At 62.6% G+C, this 23631-nt stretch carries 24 protein-coding genes; 4 read left to right on the top strand and 20 right to left on the bottom strand.

All coding sequences use genetic code 11. The features are described 5' to 3' along the window. Positions 1-69: 69 nt before the first annotated feature. The 5 genes from ntrX to dusB all read right to left on the bottom strand — a co-directional run bounded on the left by ntrX (position 70) and on the right by dusB (position 7478). On the bottom strand, positions 70-1431 hold the full coding sequence (ntrX, locus tag AC1DYO_RS24735; protein WP_181056899.1) for a nitrogen assimilation response regulator NtrX: 1362 nt from the start codon (positions 1429-1431) through the stop codon (positions 70-72). Further along, complete coding sequence (locus tag AC1DYO_RS24740; protein WP_477267075.1) at positions 1421-3709, bottom strand: sensor histidine kinase NtrY-like; 2289 nt, start codon at positions 3707-3709, stop codon at positions 1421-1423. The genes ntrX and AC1DYO_RS24740 overlap by 11 nt, the downstream gene beginning before the upstream one ends. Positions 3710-3853: 144 nt before the next feature. Next, entirely contained in the window at positions 3854-5311 is a 1458-nt protein-coding gene (gene ntrC / locus AC1DYO_RS24745; protein WP_181056897.1) for a nitrogen regulation protein NR(I), read from the bottom strand. Beyond that, entirely contained in the window at positions 5308-6453 is a 1146-nt protein-coding gene (locus tag AC1DYO_RS24750; RefSeq protein ID WP_477267076.1) for a two-component system sensor histidine kinase NtrB, read from the bottom strand. Before AC1DYO_RS24750 ends, ntrC begins: the two co-directional genes overlap by 4 nt. Then, positions 6450-7478, bottom strand: a complete 1029-nt coding sequence (gene dusB, locus AC1DYO_RS24755) for a tRNA dihydrouridine synthase DusB (RefSeq protein ID WP_477267077.1) — start codon at positions 7476-7478, stop codon at positions 6450-6452. Before dusB ends, AC1DYO_RS24750 begins: the two co-directional genes overlap by 4 nt. Positions 7479-7617: 139 nt before the next feature. Between dusB and AC1DYO_RS24760 the strand changes: the two genes are divergently transcribed. Together AC1DYO_RS24760 and AC1DYO_RS24765 are read left to right on the top strand one after the other, a co-directional pair. Continuing rightward, positions 7618-8841 carry a bifunctional 2-C-methyl-D-erythritol 4-phosphate cytidylyltransferase/2-C-methyl-D-erythritol 2,4-cyclodiphosphate synthase gene (locus AC1DYO_RS24760; protein WP_477267078.1) on the top strand — a complete coding sequence of 408 codons (1224 nt, stop codon included), beginning with the start codon at positions 7618-7620 and terminating at the stop codon, positions 8839-8841. Then, a complete protein-coding gene (locus AC1DYO_RS24765; RefSeq protein ID WP_477267079.1) occupies positions 8838-9347 on the top strand; it encodes a CinA family protein in 510 nt (169 codons plus the stop codon). Before AC1DYO_RS24760 ends, AC1DYO_RS24765 begins: the two co-directional genes overlap by 4 nt. Here AC1DYO_RS24765 and AC1DYO_RS24770 read toward each other — a convergent pair. The 11 genes from AC1DYO_RS24770 to eno form a co-directional block, all read right to left on the bottom strand. Next, positions 9323-9784, bottom strand: a complete 462-nt coding sequence (locus AC1DYO_RS24770) for a type II toxin-antitoxin system RatA family toxin (RefSeq protein ID WP_477267080.1) — start codon at positions 9782-9784, stop codon at positions 9323-9325. The two genes, AC1DYO_RS24765 and AC1DYO_RS24770, sit on opposite strands and share 25 nt — an antisense overlap. 53 nt (positions 9785-9837) lie before the next feature. Beyond that, positions 9838-10815 (bottom strand): lipoyl synthase, encoded by a 978-nt coding sequence (gene lipA / locus AC1DYO_RS24775; RefSeq protein ID WP_477267081.1) that lies wholly within the window; start codon positions 10813-10815, stop codon positions 9838-9840. A 128-nt stretch (positions 10816-10943) separates the two neighbouring features. After that, complete coding sequence (locus tag AC1DYO_RS24780) at positions 10944-11201, bottom strand: GlsB/YeaQ/YmgE family stress response membrane protein (RefSeq protein WP_181056890.1); 258 nt, start codon at positions 11199-11201, stop codon at positions 10944-10946. Positions 11202-11303: 102 nt separating this feature from the next. Continuing rightward, positions 11304-12752: a dihydrolipoyl dehydrogenase gene (lpdA, locus tag AC1DYO_RS24785; RefSeq protein ID WP_477267082.1), complete on the bottom strand. Its 1449-nt coding sequence runs from the start codon at positions 12750-12752 to the stop codon at positions 11304-11306. 25 nt (positions 12753-12777) lie between these two features. After that, positions 12778-13419, bottom strand: a complete 642-nt coding sequence (locus tag AC1DYO_RS24790; protein ID WP_477267083.1) for an SGNH/GDSL hydrolase family protein — start codon at positions 13417-13419, stop codon at positions 12778-12780. Then, positions 13416-13841 (bottom strand): hypothetical protein, encoded by a 426-nt coding sequence (locus tag AC1DYO_RS24795; RefSeq protein ID WP_477267084.1) that lies wholly within the window; start codon positions 13839-13841, stop codon positions 13416-13418. Before AC1DYO_RS24795 ends, AC1DYO_RS24790 begins: the two co-directional genes overlap by 4 nt. A gap of 14 nt (positions 13842-13855) precedes the next feature. Then, the gene (locus tag AC1DYO_RS24800) at positions 13856-15226 is read right to left on the bottom strand and encodes a pyruvate dehydrogenase complex dihydrolipoamide acetyltransferase (protein ID WP_477267085.1); all 1371 of its coding nucleotides are present in this window, start codon (positions 15224-15226) and stop codon (positions 13856-13858) included. Positions 15227-15247: 21 nt separating this feature from the next. Then, a complete protein-coding gene (locus tag AC1DYO_RS24805) occupies positions 15248-16645 on the bottom strand; it encodes a pyruvate dehydrogenase complex E1 component subunit beta (protein WP_477267086.1) in 1398 nt (465 codons plus the stop codon). Positions 16646-16660: 15 nt separating this feature from the next. Then, positions 16661-17707, bottom strand: a complete 1047-nt coding sequence (pdhA, locus tag AC1DYO_RS24810; protein WP_477267087.1) for a pyruvate dehydrogenase (acetyl-transferring) E1 component subunit alpha — start codon at positions 17705-17707, stop codon at positions 16661-16663. Positions 17708-17902: 195 nt separating this feature from the next. Next, positions 17903-18226: an FtsB family cell division protein gene (locus AC1DYO_RS24815; RefSeq protein ID WP_352558862.1), complete on the bottom strand. Its 324-nt coding sequence runs from the start codon at positions 18224-18226 to the stop codon at positions 17903-17905. 195 nt (positions 18227-18421) lie between these two features. Further along, the gene (gene eno / locus AC1DYO_RS24820; protein ID WP_477267088.1) at positions 18422-19696 is read right to left on the bottom strand and encodes a phosphopyruvate hydratase; all 1275 of its coding nucleotides are present in this window, start codon (positions 19694-19696) and stop codon (positions 18422-18424) included. A 198-nt stretch (positions 19697-19894) separates the two neighbouring features. On the opposite strand from eno, the gene AC1DYO_RS24825 reads away from it, so the two are divergent. Beyond that, complete coding sequence (locus tag AC1DYO_RS24825) at positions 19895-20017, top strand: hypothetical protein (protein WP_023688444.1); 123 nt, start codon at positions 19895-19897, stop codon at positions 20015-20017. Positions 20018-20087: 70 nt separating this feature from the next. Here AC1DYO_RS24825 and AC1DYO_RS24830 read toward each other — a convergent pair whose 3' ends face one another. Together AC1DYO_RS24830 and AC1DYO_RS24835 are read right to left on the bottom strand one after the other, a co-directional pair. Then, entirely contained in the window at positions 20088-20453 is a 366-nt protein-coding gene (locus AC1DYO_RS24830; protein ID WP_477267089.1) for a PRC-barrel domain-containing protein, read from the bottom strand. A gap of 166 nt (positions 20454-20619) precedes the next feature. Beyond that, positions 20620-20823: a dodecin family protein gene (locus AC1DYO_RS24835; protein WP_112395110.1), complete on the bottom strand. Its 204-nt coding sequence runs from the start codon at positions 20821-20823 to the stop codon at positions 20620-20622. A 144-nt stretch (positions 20824-20967) separates the two neighbouring features. Between AC1DYO_RS24835 and AC1DYO_RS24840 the strand changes: the two genes are divergently transcribed. Continuing rightward, complete coding sequence (locus AC1DYO_RS24840; protein ID WP_477267090.1) at positions 20968-21642, top strand: vacuolar protein sorting-associated family 26 protein; 675 nt, start codon at positions 20968-20970, stop codon at positions 21640-21642. Positions 21643-21698: 56 nt separating this feature from the next. Here AC1DYO_RS24840 and kdsA read toward each other — a convergent pair whose 3' ends face one another. Together kdsA and AC1DYO_RS24850 are read right to left on the bottom strand one after the other, a co-directional pair. Continuing rightward, the gene (gene kdsA / locus AC1DYO_RS24845) at positions 21699-22544 is read right to left on the bottom strand and encodes a 3-deoxy-8-phosphooctulonate synthase (protein ID WP_477267091.1); all 846 of its coding nucleotides are present in this window, start codon (positions 22542-22544) and stop codon (positions 21699-21701) included. Beyond that, complete coding sequence (locus AC1DYO_RS24850; RefSeq protein WP_477267092.1) at positions 22541-23413, bottom strand: VOC family protein; 873 nt, start codon at positions 23411-23413, stop codon at positions 22541-22543. Before AC1DYO_RS24850 ends, kdsA begins: the two co-directional genes overlap by 4 nt. Between the last annotated feature and the right edge of the window lie 218 nt (positions 23414-23631).

Here is a 23631-nt window from a genome sequence, read left to right on the forward strand (position 1 = left end):
GGCGATTCCGCCGCTGCCGTAACCGGCAATTGCATGGGCCGCGGCCCGCTGGACCAACAACAATGGGGATCAGACCCCCAGCGACTTCAGCTTGCGGTGCAGCGCGGAGCGCTCCATGCCGATGAACTCGGCCGTCTTCGAGATGTTGCCGCCGAAACGGTTGATCTGGGCGATCAGATAGTCCTTCTCGAACTGTTCGCGGGCCTCGCGCAGCGGCAGCGCCATAATGTGCTGGTCCGACTGGTTGGGCGTGCGCGGCATGACATCGCCGATCTCGGACGGCAAAAGGTCGGCGGTAATCGGCGCATCGACATCGTCGCCGCGCGCCAGGATCATCAGCCGTTCGACATTGTTGCGCAGCTGGCGGACATTGCCCGGCCAGTTGTGCGCCTGCAGCACGGCCAGCGCATCGTCGCCGATGCGGCGCGGCTTGATGCCAGCCTGACGCGCAATCTGCTTCATGAAATTGTCGACGAGATAGGGGATGTCCTCGCGCCGCTCGGCCAGGCCCGGCACCATGACCGGAACCACTGCGAGGCGGTGATAGAGATCCTCGCGAAAACGGCCGTCGGCGATCATCGCTTCGAGGTTCTGCGAGGTCGAGGAAATGATGCGGACGTCGACCTTGACCCGCTTGGTGCCGCCGACCCGCTCGAACTGCTGCTCGACCAGCACGCGCAGGATCTTGTTTTGCGTCTCGCGCGGCATGTCGGCGACTTCGTCGATGTAGAGAATGCCGCGATGCGCCTCCTCCAGCGCTCCGACCTTGCGCTCGGTGCCGTTCGATTCGGTGCCGAACAGCTCGATTTCCATGCGCTCGGGCGTGATGTTGGCCGCACTCAGCGTCACAAACGGCGCGCCCTTGCGCGTCGAGAGCGTGTGGATGGCGCGGGCGGCGAGCTCCTTGCCAGATCCGGACGGGCCTATGATCATGACGCGGCTGTTGGTCGGCGCCACGCGCTCAATGGTCTGGCGCAGCTGGCTCATCGCCGACGACATGCCGATCAGGTCGAAGGTCTCGCCGCTGCGCTGCTTGAGGTCGGAGACCTCGCGCCGCAATTTCGAGGTTTCGAGCGCACGTTCGGCAATCAGGATCAGCCGGTCGGCCTTGAACGGCTTCTCGATGAAATCATAGGCGCCACGGCGGATGGCCGACACTGCCGTCTCGATATTGCCGTGGCCGGAGATCATCACCACCGGCAAGCTCGGATGCATCGTCTTGATCTCGTCGAGCAGCGCCAGCCCGTCCAGGCGCGAGCCCTGCAGCCAGATGTCGAGGAAAATCAGCCGTGGCGCACGATCAGCAATTGCCGCCAGCGCGCTGTCGGCATCGAACGCCGTGCGGGTTTCATGCCCCTCGTCGCTCAATATGCCCGCGACGAGTTCACGGATGTCTTCCTCGTCATCGACGATGAGAATATCAGACGCCATTACCGACCTTTTCAGTTTCTCTTTCGCGTTCCCTTTCACCTTGACCGCGTGGCGGCGCGGCTGCGGCAGCTGGTGGCAGGATGATCGAGATCATCGCGCCTCTCCCACCATGGAAATCCGGCGGCGCATCGTGCAGTTCGAGGCGCCCACCATGGTCTTCCACGATCTTCTTGACGATGGCGAGACCGAGCCCGGTCCCCTTCTCGCGTGTCGTCATATAGGGCTCAAGCAGCCTTTGGCGATTCTCGCGCGGCAGGCCTTTGCCATTGTCGATAACGTCGATTCGTATGGCGCCATCTTGGCGCCCGGCTTGAATCCGAATTGTGCCGTCCGAACGGTCCTTTGAATCAAGTCCGTCAATGGCCTCGGCGGCGTTCTTGATGACATTGCCAAAGGCTTGCGCCATCAGCCGGCTGTCGAAGGTACCCTTGAGCGGCTCGCTGCCGAAAACACGCTCGAAGGCAATGTCGGCACGGCTGACTTCGACCAGGAAGGAGGCCTCGCGCAGCGACTCGCGCAAGTCGATGGCCTTCATCTCGGGCTTCGGCATGCGAGCGAAAGCGGAAAATTCGTCGACCATGCGGCCGATGTCCTCGACCTGGCGGATGATGGTGTCGGTGCACTGGTCGAAAATCTCGCGGTCCTCGGTGATGACCTTGCCGAAACGGCGCTTGATGCGCTCGGCTGAGAGCTGGATCGGCGTCAGCGGGTTCTTGATCTCATGCGCGATGCGCCGCGCCACATCCGCCCAGGCCGAAGAGCGCTGCGCCTGAACAAGATCGGTGATATCATCGACCGTCACCACGTAGGACTTTTCGTCCTCGCCGTCGTCGCCGGCCTCGATGGTGATCTGCACGTTGAAGGTGCGCTCGGCCCCAGTGCGGTAGAAGGTGACCTGCTCGCGATAGACCGGCTTGCCCGATTTGCGGCCGATCTCGAAGACACGGCCGACATGCGGCAGCACGGCCGACAGGTTCTGCCCGAGCGCCGCCGTGGCCGATATGGCCAGCATCGTCTCAGCCGATTTGTTGACGATGGAGACGATGCCATAGGGATCGACGCCGATGACGCCGGCAGTGACGCCGGCCAGCACCGCTTCCGAGAAACGCCGCCGCTCGTCGATCAAATCCTTGGCCGACAGGATTTCGTTGCGCTGCGATTTCAACTCAAGCAGCATCTTGTTGAACGTATCGCCAAGTGAGGCGACGTCACCGTCGGAAGGCCGCACCGGCACGGCGACATCGAGATTGCCGGTGGCAACCTCGTCAGCCGCGCCGATGAGCTGGCGAATGGGCCGCACCAGACGGTCGGCCACCGCTATGCCGGTCCAGATGGCTGACAGGATGATGATCAGCGTCAGCGACAGATACGGAAGCGCAAACGCCACCTGCGAGGTCCGCCTGTTATCTTCCAGGCCGCGATACTCGGCGGTGTTGGACTGCACGATCTGCCGCGCCTTGATCACCTCGGGATCGACGAGGCGAATGGTGTAGAGATAGAGGCCTTCGATCTCGCGCAGTTTGACGATGGCGCCCATGATGTTGCGCGTCTTCGGCTCGATCAGCACCGGCTTGCCGTCGGCCGCACTTGCCACGGCCCCCTCCGGCGGCTCCGGCATGGCGAAATTCGTATTGGTCTTGGCGCTCATGACGAAAGAGCCATCCGGCTTGATCAGCGCCGCATGCGCCAGGGTCCTGCCCACGGCCTCCTTGTTCATCAGGTCGAGAAAGCCGGTTCGATCGAGGCCGTAAAGCGTGCGCGAGGCGTCGAGGTCGTAGGCCATCGACAGCGTCGTGCCCTGAAGATTGCGAGCATTTTCCTGCACATAGGCGTCAGCGATCGACAGCGACGAATTGACGATCGTCTTGGTGCGGATCTCGAACCAGCGGTCGAGGCCAATATCGAGCGTGATCGAGGCGATGATGGCCACCATGATGGCGGGGATGGCGGCGACCAGCGCAAACATCGCCACGATGCGCACATGCAGCCGCGACGCCGCCTTGCCGTGCCGGCGCGCCATGACGATGCGGCGCACCTCGCGGCCGACCAGGGCGATCAGCGCCAGCACGAACACGGCGTTGACCGCAATCAGCGTCAGCGTCGTGGTTGCGTCCGGTGTGATCGGCGTCGCGCCGACCAGGATCGCAAATGAGATTGCGGCTGTAACCAGCGCACCGGCGATTGCGACAACGCCGGGCAGCGCAAGCAGCCGGCGTCCATCCCTTCCGCCGGGCCTGCTGAAAAGCGGTTCGTTTGATGTCAGAGCTTGCGAAGCCATGTCGCCGTCTAAGAGCCAGTGATTGCGTCGGATGTATGCAACGCATTGTGGCGATTATGCAACAAGTGTGGCCGCGACGGAAATCTTTCGCCCACCGATCCCCTGAAAAGGGGATGACCGCACGTCACGTCGGATGGCTCGCGCTCACGACCGCGACGATTTGTAGACGTTGACGCCGAGTTCGCGAATCTTCTTGCGCAGCGTGTTGCGGTTCAAGCCCAGCAATTCGGCCGCCTTGATCTGGTTGCCGCGCGTTGCCGTCATGGAAGCCAGCACCAGCGGATATTCGACCTCGGACAGGATGCGCTGATAGAGGCCGGCCGGCGGCAATTCGCCGGCGAAAGAGGCAAAATAGCGCTGCAGGAAGTGCTCCACCGCCTGGCCGATGGAGAGATCGTCCGGGATCAGATTGCCGCCGCCGGGAACGACCGGCCTTTCGCCTGTCTTCAGCTCGGCTTCGATGATCTCGGCGGATATTTCGTCCTGCGAATAGAGCGCGGCAAGCCGGCGCACCAGGTTTTCCAGTTCGCGCACATTGCCCGGCCAGGGATAGCGCTTCATCAATTCGATGCCGCCGGTCGAAATGCGCTTGGTCTGCAGGCCCTCGCTGGCGCCGATCTTGAAGAAATGCCGCACCAGATCGGGAATGTCTTCCGACCTCTCACGCAAGCCCGGCAGCCGCAGCGGCACGACATTCAGGCGATAGAACAGATCCTCGCGGAAAAGCCCCTGGTTGATCAGCGTGCGCAGATCCTTGTTGGTGGCGGCGACGATGCGCACATCCGTCTTGATCGGCGTGCGCCCGCCAACCGTGGTGTATTCGCCCTGCTGCAGCACGCGCAGCAGCCTTGTCTGCGCCTCCATCGGCATGTCGCCGATCTCGTCGAGGAACAGCGTGCCGCCCTCGGCCTGCTCGAAACGGCCGGTGGAACGGTTCTGCGCGCCGGTGAAGGCGCCCTTCTCATGACCGAACAGTTCCGATTCAATCAAATCGCGCGGGATCGCCGCCATGTTGATGGCGACGAACGGACCGCCGCGGCGGCGGCCATATTCGTGCAGCGCGCGGGCCACCAGTTCCTTGCCGGTCCCGGATTCGCCCGAGATCATCACCGTCAGATCGGTCTGCATCATGCGCGCCAGCATGCGGTAGATGTCCTGCATGGCGGCCGAGCGGCCGACCAGCGGCATGGCGTCAGGCTGCTCTTCCGGCCGGGTGTCGATTTTCGGCCGCCTCGGCTCGGACAGCGCGCGGTTGACGATGCTGAGCAGTTCAGTCAGGTCGAACGGCTTCGGCAGATACTCGTAAGCGCCTGTTTCGGAAGCACGAATCGCGGTCATGAAGGTGTTCTGCGCGCTCATCACGATGACCGGCAGTTCGGGCCGCGCCTTCTTGATGCGCGGCAGCATGTCGAAGGCATTTTCGTCCGGCATCACCACGTCGGTGATCACCAGATCGCCCTCACCCGCCGCCACCCAGCGCCACAGCGTCGAGGCGTTGGAGGTTACGCGCACCTCATGGCCGACGCGCGACAGCGCCTGGTTGAGCACGGTGCGGATAGCCGCATCGTCGTCGGCGACGAGAATATTACCGCGAACCGTCATTTGCGGTCTCCTTCGCCTTCATCATCGGCGATGCCGATCGGTGTCTCTTTCCAGGCCGGCATCAGGATGCGGAAGGTGGTGCCGCGCGGCGTCGAATCGCATTCGATGATGCCGCCATGCTCGCCGACGATTTTCGCCACCAGCGCCAGGCCGAGCCCCGAGCCGTTCGGCTTGGTGGTGATGAACGGGTCGAACAGGATCGGCAAGATGTCTTCCGAAACACCCGACCCATTGTCACGCACGCAGAATTCCAGCGGCAGCGAGACACGGTCCTGCGTTCCCGGAACGGAGACCCGGATGCCCGGCCGGAACGCGGTCGACAGAATGATCTCACCTTGCGGATCGCCGCCGATGGCCTCGGCGGCGTTCTTGACCAGGTTCAGAAACACCTGGATCAGCTGGTCGCGGTTGGCGAAAACTGGAGGCAATGATGGATCATAGTCCTCCAATATCCTGATTCTTTTGGCAAAACCGTTCTTGGCGATCGCCTTTACATGGTCCAGCACGACATGGATGTTGACGGGATAGCGATCGATCGGCCGCTCGTCGGAAAACACCTCCATGCGGTCGACCAGGGAGACGATGCGATCGGTCTCGTCGGTGATCAGGCGGGTCAGCGCGCGATCCTCGTCGGAAGCCGACAATTCGAGAAGCTGTGCCGCGCCGCGTATGCCGGACAGCGGGTTCTTGATCTCGTGCGCCAGCATGGCGGCAAGGCCGGTGACCGAACGCGCGGCACCGCGATGCGTCATCTGCCGGTCGATCTTGTCGGCCATCGAGCGTTCCTGGAACATCACCACGACCGAGCCCGGAAATTCCGGCACCGGGGCGACATAGAGATCGACGACTTTTTCGATGCCGAGACGCGGCGACGACACGTCGACACGGTACTCGTTGACCGGTGCGCGGCGCTCGCGCACCTGGTCGACCAGCTGTAACAGCGGGCTGCCGAACGGGATCAGCTTGGAAAGCGTGTTGCGGGCAAGCATGTTGGCGCTGGAGCGGAAGAAGTCTTCCGCATCGGCATTGGCGTAGGTGATGAAGCCTTCGGGGTCGACCATGATCACCGGACGGCGGATCGTGTTCAGCACGATACTGGCGGCATCCGCCATGTCGGTGCTCGGTGCGACGGAGGCGTTCATGCAGCGCTCCGCATGGGCGTGGTCTCGCCTTCACAGGAAAACACCTCACGCAGCGCGGCGATGACGTGAGCGGGATCGAACGAGGTGAGGATGGCTTTGCGCCGTTCGTTGGAGACGTCGGCTGCATGGCGGTCGAGATACCAGCCGAGATGCTTGCGCGCCTGGCGCAGGCCGCTCTCGACGCCATAGAGCGCCAGCATGTCTTCGTAGTGGGCGGCTATGTAGTCGGCCATGGCTTTCGGGCTGTCCGGCACGCCGGAGGGCGCCTCGCCCGCAGCCGCCACGGCGATGCGGCCCGCCGTCCACGGCGCGCCGTAATGCGCCCGGCCGATCATCACCGCATCGGCGCCAGACTGTTCGAGGATTTCTGCGGCAGCCTCAGGTGAGCCGACATCGCCATTGGCAACGACCGGGATCGAAACAGCATCCTTGATGCGGGCGATCGCGCCCCAGTCGGCCTTGCCTTGATAAAACTGGCAGCGCGTGCGGCCATGCACGGTTACCATTTTGACGCCGGCCTCTTCCGCGCGCCGCGCCAGAGCCGGGGCGTTGAGGGCGTTCTCGTCCCAGCCCAGCCGCATCTTGACTGTGACCGGCACCTGGACTGCACCGACCACCGCCTCGATCAGCGACAGCGCGTGGTCGAGATCGCGCATCAGCGCCGAGCCGGCATAGCCCCCGGTCACCTTCTTGGCCGGGCAGCCCATATTGATGTCGATGATGTCGGCGCCCTCGCCGGCGGCGATGCGCGCACCCTCGGCCATATGCGAGGCCTCGCGGCCGGCAAGCTGGACCATGTGGACGGGCAACCCGGAATGACGGATGCGCAGGTCGCAGCCGGCCCTGCCCTTGGCAAGCTCGCCGCTCGCCACCATTTCCGACACGACCAGGCCTGCGCCGTGCGCATAGGCGCGTTGCCGGAACGGCTCGTCCGTTATCCCAGACATCGGCGCGAGGAAGACGCGATTGCGTATCTTCACGCCGCCGACATCGAGCGGCAAAGCCAATTTTGTCACTTCAGGCATGCACAAAAACCAAGCATATCGGATTGCTGCACATTCTCTAGCCATAAGAAAGGCATTGTGCAACGCGCAATGACGTCACAATGCGGCGCATTTGGGAAAATGCTGGCCTTAGCCATGAGCCGCGACTAAGCCTCTCGGCATGACAGAAGCAAGCGAAAAACTGGTCGGGCCAACGACCGACAAGGTCGGCGTGGTCATCGTCGCCGCCGGCCGCGGCGCGCGCGCCGGACAGGCCGACGGGCCGAAACAATATCAGCGCATCGGCGGCCGCGCCGTCATCGCCCGCACGCTGGAGACGTTCCTGGCACACCCTGAGATTGGCCCCGTCGTCGTCGCCATCCACGCCGATGACCGTGCGCTTTTCGACAAGGCAGCCGGCGCCAATGCCGAACGGGTCACCACCGTAGTCGGCGGCGAGTCGCGCCAAGCTTCGGTCCGGCTGGGACTGCTCGAACTAAGGGACCAAGCGCCGGGCCGTGTCCTCGTGCACGATGCGGTGCGGCCATTTGTCGACGCGGCCCTGATCGACCGCACCATCGCGGCCATTGGCGAGCGCCAGGGCGCGCTGCCGGCGCTCCCCGTCGCCGACACGCTGAAGCGCGAATCGGCCAGCGGAATGATCGAGGAGACGGTGCCGAGGGCCGGCCTTCATTCCGCGCAGACACCGCAAGGCTTTCCGTTCTGGCCGCTGCTCGCCGCACACGAAAAGGCCCATCACCTCGGCAAGACGGATTTCACCGACGATGCCGCAATCGCCGAATGGGCGCACATTCCGGTCAAAATCGTCCAGGGGTCGCCGGACAATGTCAAACTCACCTGGGCAAAGGATATTGCGATGGCGGATCAGCGGCTTACCGGCGAGCGTTTTCCCGACATCCGCACCGGCAATGGCTATGACGTGCATGCCTTCGAGCCCGGCGATCATGTCACCTTGTGCGGCGTCGCCATTCCGCATGGCAAAAAGCTGTCGGGACATTCGGATGCCGATGTCGGCCTGCATGCCCTGACCGACGCGCTGCTTGCCACCTGCGGCGCCGGCGACATCGGCACGCATTTCCCGCCCTCCGATCCACAATGGAAGGGCGCGGCTTCAAAGATCTTCGTCGAACATGCGGCAAAGCTGGTGCGCGAACGCGGCGGGCGCATCGCCAATGCCGACATCACGCTGATCTGCGAGGCACCGCGCGTCGGCCCGCATCGCGAGGCTATGACTAAGGCCTTGTCGGCAATGCTGGGCATTTCCGGCGATCGCATCTCGATCAAGGCGACCACCAACGAAAAACTCGGCTTTGTCGGCCGCGAGGAAGGCATCGCCGCCATCGCCACCGCCAGCGTCGTCTTTCCCGGGGACGTCCCGGCATGAGCAACACCGACCTCGCTAACGCTCTGCTCCAGGCCTGCCAGCAGCGCGGCATTATGCTGGCGACCGCCGAAAGCTGCACCGGCGGCATGATCATTGCCGCACTCACCGACATTGCCGGCTCGTCCGCCGTCGTCGATCGCGGCCTCATCACCTATTCCAACGAAGCCAAGATGGAGATGCTCGGCGTCTCGGCCGCCACGCTCGATGCGCATGGCGCCGTCTCGCGCGAAACGGTTCTGGAGATGGCTGCCGGCGCATTGGCCCGCTCGCGCGCCGGCCTGGCGCTTGCCGTCACCGGCATTGCCGGTCCGGGCGGCGGTTCGTCGGAAAAGCCGGTCGGCCTGGTCTGGTTCGGGGTGGCGCTGCGGGGTGGGCCTGTGGCCGCCGAGCTCAATCTGTTTGCCGACAATGGCCGCGACTTCATCCGCAGCGAAACGGTCAAGCATGCGCTTGAGATCGGCCTACGGGCGCTCGGCGACACTCACGAAATGGGCGTCGTTCCGTAGATCACATCGGCGCGCTTTTCGAAGGCTTCGGAAAACATGCGGAAGGCGCGGTCGAACATGGTGCCCATCAGTGCGCCGAGAATGCGGCTCTTGAACTCATAGTCGATGAAGAAGCGGACGCTGCAGCCACCGCCATCGGCCGCCTCGAATCGCCAGATGTTGCTCAGATATTTGAACGGCCCATCGATGTATTTGACGTCGATTGTGTTCTCGTCCGGCTTCAACAGCACCTGCGTCGTAAAAGTCTCGCGGATCGCCTTGTAGCCGATGCTCATATCAGCGACGAGAATGGTGCGGCCATCGCGCTCCTTGCGCGAGCGCACCGTCAGCGCCTCGCAAAGCGGAAGGAATTGCGGATAGGTCTCGATATCGGCGACCAGCGCAAACATCTGCTCCGGCGTGTGGGCAACGCGGCGGGTGGCTTCGAATTTCGGCATTAATGCATGTCGCTCAAAAGTGGCCCCGGTTTTGAGACAACGACATGCATCACTTAAAGCAGGGCGTTGGCTGCTTTTTTGAGCTGCGCCTCGCGCGCCGCCCGCAGCCTGGCGAAATCGTCGCCGGCGTGATGCGAGGAGCGCGTCAGCGGGCTCGACGCCACCAGCAGGAAACCCTTGGTCTTGCCGATCGTGGCGAAGGAGTTGAACTCCTCCGGCGTGACGAAGCGGATCACCGGATGGTGCTTCTTCGACGGCTGCAGATACTGGCCGATGGTCATGAAGTCGACATTGGCCGAACGCAGATCGTCCATCAGTTGCAGGATCTCGTTCCGCTCCTCGCCGAGGCCGACCATGATGCCAGACTTGGTGAAGATCGACGGATCAAGCTCCTTGACCCGCTGCAAAAGCCGGATCGAGTGGAAATAGCGCGCGCCCGGACGCACCGTCAGATAGTTCGACGGCACGGTTTCGAGATTGTGGTTGAAGACGTCGGGCTTCGCAGCCACCACGATCTCCAGCGCGCCTTCTTTGCGCAGGAAATCGGGCGTCAGGATTTCGATCGTGGTCAAGGGCGTCGCCGCCCGGATGGCGCGGATGACGTCGGCGAAATGCTGCGCGCCGCCATCGGCAAGATCGTCGCGGTCGACCGAGGTGATGACGACATGGGTCAGCCCCATCTGCTTGACGGCGTGCGCAACGCGCGCCGGCTCATCGGCATCGAGTGCTGTCGGGATGCCGGTGGCGACATTGCAAAAGGCACAGGCGCGTGTGCAGATCTCGCCCATGATCATGAAAGTGGCGTGCTTCTTTTCCCAGCATTCGCCGATATTGGGGCAGCCGGCCTCTTCGCACACCGTGACTAGCTTGTGCGACTTCACGATCTCGCGCGTTTCGGCATAGCCCTTGGACACCGGCGCCTTGACGCGGATCCAGTCTGGCTTGCGCAGCACCTCCTGGTCGGGCTTGTGCGCCTTTTCGGGGTGCCGCAGGCGCGGCGCATTGGCGATCGTGTCGAGGACAGTGACCATCTCAAACCTGACTTTGTTGGCGTCCGCCCGTCGGCGTTCGCCTTTAAAACGTCATCTAAGACTTTTCGGGGCAAAGAAAAAGGCCGCGGCAGCGCATGCCGCCACAGCCTTTTTCGCATAGCGGGGCTCTAGCGGCGAATGAGCCGCCCGGCGAAGATGAGCAGACAGGCGCCGATGAAGCCGGTGATCAGGTAGGCGAGCCAGCCGACGCCGAAGGGCTCGATGTTGAGGGCTCTGAGAATTGCGTTCAGCACCACCGCGCCGACAATGCCCATAATGATGTTCATCAAGATGCCGGTGTTGCTCTTCATGACCATCTCGGCCAGCCATCCGGCCAAGCCGCCGATGATGATGGCTGCAATCCAGCCCACGCCATTCACGTCCATATGCCAACTCCTCCAGTGTCAGGTGAAAATGCACCCGGAAACGAACTGCCTTGCCGTAAGGTTCCTCCGGCGCATGCGTCTGAGTCTCGCGGCACCAATTTATCATGCGTTGAGCGCGCGCCCATAGGCGTCGAGCACGCTTTCCTTCATCATCTCCGACAGCGTCGGATGCGGGAAGATGGTGTGCATCAGCTCTTCCTCGGTGGTCTCGAGGTTCATCGCCACGACAAAGCCCTGGATCAGTTCGGTCACCTCGGCACCGACCATATGGGCGCCGAGCAACTGTCCGGTCTTCTTGTCGAAGATGGTCTTGATGAAACCCTGGTCCTCGCCAAGCGCGATCGCCTTGCCGTTGGCGCCGAACTGGAAGCGGCCAACGCGGATGTCCTTGCCCTCGGCTTTCGCCTTGGCTTCGGTCAGCCCGACCGAAGCGACCTGCGGGTTGCAGTAGGTGCAGCCCGGAATCTTCAGCTTGTCGGTCGCATGCACGCCGGGGAAATTGGCGATCTTCTCGATGCACACCACGCCTTCATGCTCGGCCTTATGGGCAAGCATCGGTGGCCCCGCGACATCGCCAATGGCGTAGATGCCGGGCACATTGGTCTTGCCGTAGCCGTCGACGACGACGCAGCCACGATCCGTCTTCACGCCGAGCGTCTCAAGGCCGAGATTCTCGATGTTGCCCTGCACGCCGACGGCCGAGATCATGCGGTCGGCAGTTATCTTCTCGACCTTGCCGTCCTTCATCTCGATATGCGCGGTGACGGAGTTGGCACCCTTCTCGACCTTGGTCACCTTGGCCTCGAGGATGATCTTCATGCCTTGCTTCTCGAACTGCTTCTGCGCGAATTTCGAGACCTCGGCATCCTCGACCGGCATCACCGCCGACAGCAGTTCGACCACGGTCACTTCGGCGCCCATGGTGCGGTAGAAGGAGGCGAACTCGATGCCGATGGCGCCGGAGCCCATCACCAGCAAGGATTTCGGCATCTCCTTCGGCACCATCGCCTCGAAATAAGTCCAGATCAGCTTGCCGTCCGGTTCGATGCCGGGCAGCGCGCGCGGCCGGGCGCCGGTGGCGAGAATGATGTGCTTGGCGGTGTAGGCGCCCTCGCCCTTGACGCCATTCGGCACTGGCGGCTGCGGCTCCATCGGCTTCTTGGCGGTCTTGGAGACAACGATCTCACCGGGCTTGGAGAGCTTGGCCTCGCCCCAGATGACGTCGACCTTGTTCTTCTTCATCAGGAAGGCAACACCGCCATTCAGCCGCAGCGAAACCTTGCGCGAGCGGTCGACCACGGCAGCCGTATCGGCGCTGACCTTACCGCCTTCGAGCTTGAGCCCGTAGTCCTTGAGATGATCGGAATAATGCATGATCTCGGCCGAGCGCAGCAGCGCCTTGGTCGGGATGCAGCCCCAGTTGAGGCAGATGCCGCCGAGATGCTCGCGCTCGACAATCGCCGTCTTGAAGCCGAGCTGGGCAGAACGCACCGCCGTGACATAGCCGCCCGGGCCGGAGCCGATGATGATGACGTCGTAGGATTCTGCCACGGGGTTTCTCCCTGGTTGTCTTTGTCTAGAGTTCCAGCATCACGCGCACCAGCGGCGCCAATGCCTCACCTATATTGCGCGTGTTTTCCGCATCGAGATGGACACCGTCGAGCGGTGTGGTCGTGGCCACCGTGCCGGCATCGAAAAAGCCGCAGCCTGCTTCGTCGGCAAGGATCGAATATTGCGGCGCCAGCCGCTTCGAGGCCTCGTCGCCGCCGGCAAACATTTCCTTGAATTCGGCATTGTCCGTGCGGCTGACCGCGGGCGGCGCCACGATCAGGATCTGCGGCGCTGCCCAGTCGAACGGGTAGTCATGGCCGCGCACGATGTCGATCAGCCGCTGCATGCCTTGCTTGGCGGCGACCGGATTGCCGTGGATCCACGGCTTCATGTCGTTGGCGCCGAGCATGATGACGATCAGGTCGATTGGCGCATGGGTGGTCAGGATTGTCGGCAAAAGCCTGGCGCCATTGCGGTCGGCGCCGGCCAGATGATCGTCGAAGGCCGTGGTGCGGCCGTTCAGGCCTTCGGCAATGACCTCGATGCCGTCGTCGTCCAGCGCCGCCTTGAGCACGCTCGGCCAGCGGTCTGCCAGAGCGTGGCGCCCGAGGCTCGCCGCGTCATAGCCCCAGGTCAGGGAATCGCCATAGCAGAGAATTGTCTTCACGCGCTTGCCTCGCCTCTGCCAAAGTCCGCCTGCCCGCGCATGACCCGCCAGCGTACGAACAGCCAATGCACCGCAATCGTAACCAGGCTCGGCAGAACCAAACCCGCGATGATTGGCAGGTTCCCTCCCCAATCGCGTCCCTCGGGCGGTTGGGAAAAAGTCCAGCCGATCAAGCCGAAACCGATCAGCACGAACAACACGAATGTACCGATCCCCACCCAATTGATGGCCTTGAGGGGATTGGGGAAAAACTGTGCAATGAAAAACAACATCGTCACGACAGTGGTGACCAACCCGCACGCGATGAACACGAGAATGTATTCCTCGTGCGCATCTGCGTTTATCGCCAGCCCCACTGCAACGATGGCGCCAAAAAGCAAAGACAGGAAGAAGGCCATGAAGGAGGTGAAGAATGTCCGCACCGCCTTGTCCTTCCCTAGACCAGCATGCCCATCGGGTTTTCGATCATGCGCTTGAAAGCGACCAGAAGTTCGGCGCCGAGCGCACCGTCGACGGCGCGGTGATCGGTCGACAGCGTCACCGACATGACGTTGGCGATCTTGATCTCGCCGTTCTTGACCACGGGGCGCTGCTCGCCGGCACCAACCGCCAAGATCGTCGCATGCGGCGGGTTGATGACGGCGGCAAAGTCCTTGATGCCGAACATGCCGAGATTGGAGACCGCCGTGGTGCCGCCCTGATATTCCTCCGGCTTCAGCTTGCGGCTGCGCGCGCGGCTCGCCAGATCCTTCATCTCGTTGGAGATGGTGGACAGCGTCTTTTCGTCGGCATGGCGGATGATCGGCGTGATCAGGCCGCCGGGGATCGACACGGCAACGCCGACATCGGCATGCTTGTGCTTGACCATGGCGGTGTCGGTCCACGACGCGTTCGCATCCGGCACCGCCATCAGCGCCAGCGCCATCGCCTTGATCACCATGTCATTGACCGACAGCTTGTAGGCAGGCGCCTCGCCCTTGTCGGTCTTCTTCGTCGGAGCGGCGGCATTCAACTGCGTGCGCAGTGCAAGCAGCGCGTCGAGCTCGCAATCGAGCGTCAGGTAGAAGTGCGGGATGGTGGTCTTGGCCTCGACAAGCCGCCGCGCGATGGTCTTGCGCATATTGTCGTGCGGGACGAGCTCGTAGGAGCCTTCGGCAAACAGCTTCAGCACCTGCTCGTCCGACATTGCCTTGGGTGCCGCAGCCGGCGCAGGCGCCGGAGCGCCGGCAGGTGCGGCCTTCGCGGCAGGAGCCGCCTTGGCGCCACCACCGGCAATCGCCGCCTCGACATCGGCCTTGACGACACGGCCGTGCGGGCCGGTGCCGGTCACGGCGGACACATCGACGCCGGCATCCTTGGCGATGCGACGAGCCAGCGGCGAGGCAAAGGTGCGCTCGCCCGCGGCGTGGCCGTTAGCAACTGGAGCGGCTTCCACCTTGGCCGGCGCAGGCGCTGCGGCAGCGGCTTCTGCCTTCGGCGCTTCAGCCTTGGGAGCCTCAGCTTTCGGGGCCTCGGCCTTGGTCGCGGCATCGCCACCGCCCTTTGCCGCGGCACCGGCATCCTCGCCTTCGCCGGCCAGAATGGCGATCAGCGCATTGACCTTGACGCCTTCGGTGCCGGCCGGAACCACCAGCTTGGCAACCGTGCCTTCATCGACCGCTTCGACTTCCATCGTCGCCTTGTCGGTCTCGATCTCGGCGATCACGTCGCCCGGCGAAACCTTGTCGCCCTCTTTCACGAGCCACTTGGAAAGATTGCCCTCTTCCATCGTGGGCGAGAGTGCCGGCATGGTGATGTTGATTGGCATCTGTTTGTCCTCCCGCCGGGCTCAGCGATACGTCACAGCTTTGACCGCCTCGATGACTTCCCCGACATTGGGCAGGGCCAGCTTTTCGAGGTTGGCCGCATAGGGCATCGGAACGTCCTTGCCGGCAATGGTGATGACCGGCGCGTCGAGGAAATCGAAGGCGCGCTGCGACACCTGGTTGGCGATATGGTCGCCGACCGAGCTTTGCGGGAAACCCTCCTCCACCACGATCAGGCGATTGGTCTTCTTGACCGAGGCAATGACGGTGTCGAGGTCGAGCGGACGGATGGTCCTGAGATCGATGATCTCGGCATCGATGCCCATACCGCGCAGCTCCGCTTCGGCCTTGATCGCGTAGGTCATACCGATGCCGAACGACACGATGGTGACGTCCTTGCCCTGCTTGTGGATGCGCGCCTTGCCGATCGGCAGCACGAAATCATCGAGCTTCGGCACATCGAAGGACTGGCCGTAGAGGATTTCGTTCTCGAGGAAGATCACCGGGTTCGGATCGCGGATCGCCGCCTTGAGCAGGCCCTTGGCGTCGGCAGCCGTGTAGGGCATCACCACCTTCAGGCCGGGGATGTGGCTGTACCAGGCGGCGTAGCACTGCGAATGCTGGGCGCCGACGCGGGCCGCGGCACCATTAGGCCCACGGAACACGATCGGCGCACCCATCTGGCCACCCGACATATAGAGCGTCTTGGCGGCGGAGTTGATGATCTGGTCGATCGCCTGCATGGCGAAGTTGAAAGTCATGAACTCGACGATCGGCCTCAGGCCCGCCATGGCAGCGCCGACGCCGACGCCGGCAAAGCCGTGTTCGGTGATCGGCGTGTCGACAACGCGACGAGGGCCGAATTCCTGCAGCAGCCCTTGTGTGATCTTGTAGGCGCCCTGGTACTCAGCGACCTCCTCGCCCATGACGAAGACATCGCCGTCGCGGCGCATCTCTTCCGCCATGGCGTCGCGCAGCGCTTCGCGCACCGTGGTCGAAACCATCTCGGTGCCGGCCGGAACGTCGGGATCGGCGGCAACTTCTGTTTTCGGCGCGGCAGCAACAGGAGCCGGCTTGGCGGCTGGAGCGGCCTCTTCGGCCGCAGCCGGAGCTTCCGCCTTTGCCGGCGCTTCGGCCTTGGCGGGCGCGGCAGCCTTGCCGGCATCGGCAGCGCTTTCGCCGTCCTGCAGCAAAATGGCGATCACCGCGTTGACCTTGACGCCTTCGGTGCCGGCGGGAACCACGATCTTGCCGATCGTGCCTTCGTCAACGGCTTCGACTTCCATCGTCGCCTTGTCGGTCTCGATCTCGGCGATGACGTCACCGGCGACGACCTTGTCGCCCTCGTTCTTCAACCACTTGGAAAGATTGCCCTCTTCCATGGTCGGCGAGAGAGCGGGCATGAGAATTTCGATCGGCATGTCCTTGCTCTCCCGTTACAATACGATGTCGGTCCAGAGCTCGGACGGATCCGGCTCGGCGTCGTGCTGGGCGAATTCGGCGGCGTCGGCGACGATGTCGCGGACCTCCTTGTCGATAGTCTTGAGCTCGTCCTCATCGGCCCACTTTTTGCCGATCAGCCGCGCCTTGACCTGTTCGATCGGGTCGTGGTCCGAGCGCATCTTCTGCACTTCTTCCTTGGAGCGGTATTTCGCCGGATCGGACATCGAGTGACCGCGATAGCGATAGGTCTGCATTTCGAGGATAATCGGCCCATTGCCGGCACGGCACCATTCGGTCGCCTGATCGCCGGCGGACTTGACCGCACGCACGTCCATGCCGTCGACCTGGATGCCGGGAATCTTGAACGACGCGCCGCGGTGCGAAAAATTGGTTTCGGCCGACGAGCGCGACACCGAAGTGCCCATGGCGTAGCGGTTGTTCTCGATGATGTAGATCACCGGCAGCTTCCACAGCGAGGCCATGTTGAAGCTTTCATAGACCTGGCCCTGATTGGCCGCGCCGTCACCGAAATAGGTCAGCGACACATTGTTGTTGTCGCGGTAGCGGTTGGCGAAGGCGAGGCCGGTGCCGAGCGACACCTGCGCGCCGACAATGCCGTGGCCGCCGTAAAAATGCTTCTCCTTGGAGAACATGTGCATGGAGCCGCCCTTGCCCCGGGACAAGCCGCCGCGGCGTCCGGTCAGCTCGGCCATGACGCCGCGCGGGGAAAGCTCCATCGCCAGCATATGGCCGTGATCGCGATAGGCAGTGATCATCTGGTCGCCCTGGATCAGCGCCATCTTCATGCCGGTGACGACCGCTTCCTGGCCGATATAGAGATGGCAGAAGCCGCCGATGAAGCCCATGCCGTAGAGCTGGCCGGCCTTTTCCTCGAAGCGGCGGATGAGCAGCATGTGCCGGTAGGCGGCAAGCTCCTCGTCCTTGGTGAAGTCGGCTGGCTTGGGGGCGGAAAGCCCCGTCGATTTGGCGGATGTCGATTTGACGGATTTGGCAGGCGCTTTTTTGGCGGCGGTGGCCATGCATCACTCCCTGTTGGCGTCTCTTTGCGGACACTAAAGCAAATCAAGTCTGCTCTGGGGAGGATCAGCTCCTCCCCACCGATTTAAAAGAAGCTAACATGCGAGACTGCGTTTCGCCATGCAGAAAAATGCATGGCTGGCATGCGTCTAAACGTTTAGAATCATTGGGGATAACAGCGATTAACTGAAATTCAGTTATTTCGAATTCGCCGGCAGCATGATGGTGATTTCATCAGCCTGGGACAGATTGAGCGCTCTGCGCGCCTGCTCGTCAAGCATATCCTTTTCAAGCGTGCCCTCATGCATGAGCTGGACACGACGCTCCAGATCGACCCGGCGCGCCTTGATGGCATCGTACTTGGCCTGCAGTTCGACGGTCTGTGCTTCGAGCTGGTATTTGGAATAGATGCCGAATTCGCCATGATAGGCATGGAAGCCGAAATAGGCGAGGAACGCCACGCAAAGCGACGGGATGATCAGCCTGCCGGTGTTTCTCTGCTTGTGCTGGCGTGTCCACATGGTCGCAATCCAACTTTTGTTGGAGCATGATCTTTTCCGAAAACCGGTTCCCACTTTTCGGGATCATGCTCTGACCTCTCTATCTCGCCCGATTGTGCTTAATGGACGGTTACGGACAGGCGCATTAGCCAGCAGCCACAACGAAAAAGGGCGGGAAGATCCCGCCCTTCGTCGTTTCGCCAGTTCGGCTTGAACTTAAGCTTTCACCACCGACTTGCCGGCATAGCGCGCCTGCTTGCCGAGCTCTTCCTCGATGCGGATAAGCTGGTTGTATTTGGCCATGCGGTCGGAGCGCGACAGCGAGCCGGTCTTGATCTGCCCGCAATTGGTGGCAACCGCCAGATCGGCGATGGTCGAATCCTCGGTTTCGCCCGAACGGTGCGACATGACGGCGGTGTAGCCAGCCTTGTGTGCGGTCTCGACGGCGTCAAGCGTCTCGGTCAACGAGCCGATCTGGTTGACCTTGACCAGGATCGAGTTGGCGACGCCCATGCGGATGCCGTCGCGCAGCCGCGCCGTGTTGGTGACGAACAGATCGTCGCCGACCAGCTGGGTCTTCTTGCCGATGAGGTCGGTCAAATACTTCCAGCCTTCCCAGTCGTCCTCGGCCAGGCCGTCCTCGATGGAGATGATCGGATAGTCGGCGGCAAGCTTGGCCAGGTATTTGGCCTGCGCCTTGGGATCGCGGGTCTTCTTCTCGCCTTCATAGACGTAATTGCCGTCCTTGAAGAATTCGGTCGCCGCGCAATCGAGGCCGAGCGCGATCTCTTCGCCCGGCTTGAAGCCGGCCTTTTCGATCGATTCCATGATGAAGTCGAGCGCCACCGGCGCGCTTTTCAGGTTCGGGGCAAAACCGCCCTCGTCACCGACATTGGTGTTGTGGCCGGCATCCTTGAGCTTCTTGCGCAGCGTGTGGAATATTTCCGAACCCCAGCGCACGCCTTCGCGCAGCGTCGGCGCACCGACCGGCAGGATCATGAATTCCTGGAAGTCGATCGGATTGTCGGCATGAGCGCCGCCATTGATGATGTTCATCATCGGCACCGGCAGGAGATGCGCCTTGGTGCCGCCGACATAGCGGTAGAGCGGCAGACCGGCGGCTTCCGCCGCTGCCTTGGCAACAGCCAGCGACACGCCGAGGATGGCGTTGGCGCCGAGCCGGCTCTTGTTGGGCGTGCCGTCGAGCTCGATCATGGTCTGGTCGATATGGATCTGGTTTTCGGCTTCCATGCCGCCGATCGCCTCGAACAGCTCGCCATTGACGGCTTCGACGGCCCTGAGCACACCCTTGCCGAGATAGCGGGCGCCGCCATCGCGCAGTTCGACCGCTTCATGGGCGCCGGTCGAGGCGCCGGACGGCACCGCGGCGCGGCCCATCGAGCCGTCTTCGAGAACGACATCGACCTCGACGGTCGGATTTCCACGGCTATCCAGGATTTCACGCCCGATAATGTCGATGATGGCGGTCATTGCGATGTCCCCGATTGATCGATTAAGCGTCGCGCCCCTCTTAGCCAAAGTGCCGCAAAAGGCAATTGGGGCGCTTGCAAATAGTGCCGCGTCAGCGATTCACGAAGCGCAAATTTCTGTCATCATAATTCATGCATGGCGTGGCCGTTTCTGGTTTATGGTTGCGGCTGCGCGGGGCGAAACAGGAGGAGTTTCGCCATGTCAGAGTTAAGCGGTATCGTGAGTTTGTTCCTGATCGCGGCGGCGTTCCTGACGTCATGCGACACCCAGCAGCCGCCAAAGGCGGCAACGCAGTTGTCGACGCTTTACGCCGCAGAATAGGAACCGTCGTATTGCAGTGAAAAGGCCCCCGGTTCGGGGGCCTTTTCACGTCAGGCGTCAGTTCAGCAGGTCAATGCCAGTAAGGCGTGACCTTATAGTAGTCATAGGACGCGTCTCGCGCGGTCTCGCCATCAGCGCCGGCCAGTTCGTTGATCGAATAGGCGGGCGCGGCTTTCAGCTGATCCTTGGAGAACGGCACGACATAGCCGCCTCTGTCCTCGTCATAGTCCAGGCTCGCCCACGGAATGGCGTGATACTTCTCGCCAATGCCGAGAAAACCGCCAAAGCCAATCACAGCGAACATGATGCCGTTCGACGTCTTGTCGAGCATAATGTCCTGGATGCTGCCGATGCTCTTGCCTTCGGTGTTGTAGACCGACGTGCCGATGACGCGCGAAGCGGCGATGGCTTCGGTGTGGCCTGTCTGGGTGGTCATGTCTGATGCTCCTCATTGTCGTTGATCGTACTTTGACAATGAGGGGCACGGGCTAAAGTTCCCGACTTTTTCAGAGCATAATCCCGAAAAGTGGGAACCGGTTTTCTCGGACAAACGGGAACCGTTTTGTCCGGAGATCATGCTCCAACAAGGAGTTGCCAGGCGCTCACTCCGCGAGGATGAAAGTCACTTTCATGTTGACGCGATAGGCCGCGATCTTGCCGTCCTCGACGACGATCTTCTGGTCCTGGATCCAGGCGCCTTCGACGTTCTTCAGGGTCTTTGAGGCGCGCCCAATTCCCTTCTCGATGGCGTCCTGAAAGCTCTTCTTCGACGACGATGTGATTTCGGTGACGCGGGCAACAGACATGGCTTCCTCCTGCCAAGACGCTCATTTGCGAGAAGAAGCCTACAGCCGGCTTATGCCTTCCACAAGCGTCGGCGCCCAAGGGGCATTGTCACGCCACCGCCCGGCATGGCATTGAAAGAACGTCCGGTCTTTGGTGAGGCGGCAATGGCTCGAAGGCGCAGTCAGCAGCCAGCAGCGGCGCAGCCGCCGGAACCCGTGGTCGACGCCAATGCGGCCAATGCGTCCAGCGGCTATTTCTTTGCCGGCGCCATGCTGCTGATCGCGGTCCTGATCCCCTGGTATTTCGAACTGCCGCTCAGTTTCAATGTCACCGACCGCGAATTCAATCCGCTCGTCTTCGTCCCGGTCGTGTTCGCGGTCATTGGCCTCTATTCGTTGCCGAAGGCGATCCGCGACACGCTGCGCGTGCGCAAGTTCGGCGCAACGACGCTAGAGGCTGGTCCGGCAAAACCCGGCGGACGCTTCCAGGGTCTGCTGCGGTCGAGCCGCGATCTGGCCCCTTCGGGCGACTACATCGTCAAATTGCGATGCATCCGCACTTACCGCGTCGGCGGACCGACAGTGAATACAAGCGCCGGGGACAAATCGACCTACAAGGAAGAACTCAAATTCGAGGAAAAGCTCGTCGTCCCGCGCGGTTCGGTGCAGTCGAACGTGGGCATCCCTTTCGCCTTCGCAATTCCGGCCGATGCGCCGCCATCGAACGGACCGCCGGTTTACGAGCGCCAGCACGGCAACGTGCGCTGGATACTGACCGTCACGGCGCCGATGCCGGGCGTCGACTACTACGCGGTCTTCGCGATCGACATGAGGCGATAAGGCCAGAACAACTGATGTCCCGGGCGCTGGCGGATCGCGCCCGTCGGGGGGCCGCTTTAGCGACCCTTGGCGATGCGGTCGAACGCCATCAGCTTTTCCAACAAGGCCGGCATGTCCTTCAGCGGCAGCATGTTGGGGCCGTCGGAAGAGGTCGAATTGTCCGGATCCTGGTGGGTCTCGATGAAGACACCGGCGACGCCGACGGCAACGGCAGCGCGCGCCAGCGTCTCGACAAAGCGGCGCTCGCCGCCGGAAGAACCGCCCTGCCCGCCCGGCTGCTGCACCGAATGGGTGGCATCGAAAATCACCGGCGCGCCGATCTCGGCCATCACGGGCAGAGCGCGCATATCCGACACCAGCGTGTTGTAGCCGAAGGAAGCGCCGCGCTCGGTGGTCAGCACGTTGGCGTTGCCCGACCCGGTGATCTTGGCCACCACGTTCTTCATGTCCCAGGGCGCGAGGAACTGCCCCTTCTTGACGTTGATCACCTTGCCTGTCTTGGCGGCCGCGACCAGCATGTCGGTCTGGCGCGACAGGAAGGCCGGAATCTGAAGCACATCGACATGCGGCGCGACGATCGCGCACTGCTCCTCGGTGTGAACGTCGGTCAAAATGGGAAGCGAAAATTCCTTGCGCAACTCGTCGAAGACCGGAAGTGCCGCATCCATCCCGGCGCCGCGCGTCGCCGACAGCGAGGTACGGTTCGCCTTATCGTAACTGGTCTTGTAGACGAGGCCGATGCCGAGCCTGCCGGTCAATTCCTTCAGCGCGCCGGCCATGTCGAACGCGTGCTGGCGCGATTCGAACTGGCACGGGCCGGCGATCAGTGCCAAGGCTGCGTTGTTGTCGAAGACGACGTTGCCGACGGTTACCGCCGAATTGGGCGCCAAAGGCTTGCTCATGGAATCTCCCGGAAGATGAAAGCCGCGCCCTGTCCGGATGCCGGCTGCACGACAATTTCGTTGCCCGCTATATCGTGCGGGATGCCGTTATCTGCAAGCAGCGTAGCGGCGGCATCGGCACTGCGGACCGAAAAGACGATCGCAGCGAAGCGAAGCACTGTCGGCGCGCCGGCGGCAAAGCCGAAGCGCGCGATGAAAGCCGCGGGCTCGAGCACGGTTATGGCGGCATTGGGCAGGTCGAAGACCGCGCCGCCCTCCTGCTCCATGCCTGCCACCGTCGAGATCAGGCGGCCCTGTTCGGACGGCTCGTCGCTGACCGCAACGATTTCGGCAATGCCGGTCACGCCATTGGTATGGGCCTGCAGCGCCCTGCGATCGATATCAGGCGCATTGATCCGCTCGACGGCAAACAGAAAAGCGTCCGTCGATCCGACGCTGGAAGCGAATGCTAGTTTGAACGACGCCATGTCGCTCTTCCCGGCAGCGTCGGTGAAGGCGCGCGAAAAGCTCAATACGTCGCCCGCCGACAGGCCGGCTTTTACAAAGCGCGCATGATCCGCGTCGGCATTGCCGGTGCCCAGCGCCACCGCGGAAAAGCCCTCATCGCCCAGGCTTGCGCGATAGAGGCGATCGCGCGCGACAAAGACATTGCCGCCGGCAATCGCTTCCTTCGCTGCTTGCTTGTCGCCGACCGCGAGCGGTTCGAGATAGGTGCCGTCGGCGAAGAAGACACAGCAATTTTCGGTGCCGAAGGGATGAATGCCGGTCGGCGCGACGACGAAGCCAAGCGATGTCAGCCGCGCCCGCGCCACGGCGAGGCTCGCCGTGGGCAGCACCAGATGGTCGAGCGGATGGGTTGTGCTGGTCATGCCGGCGCGGTGTGCATCATTCCGGATATCGGTTCAAGCGTTTCCGCCGATGGCGCCCAGATCGCGCCGCCGCGCGCCTATAATGCAGCATACCATCCCGTCGCCGTTTCCTGCAATTTTCTCCAATCGGGAGCCAATCTGACGCAACGGTATCCCCCGCGTGCTTGATCTTGCGCCGCGTACCGGTTTGACGGCCTACGAATTCCGCCTGTGAAAAC

It is taken from the genome of Mesorhizobium sp. P2_F5 (assembly GCF_056403715.1).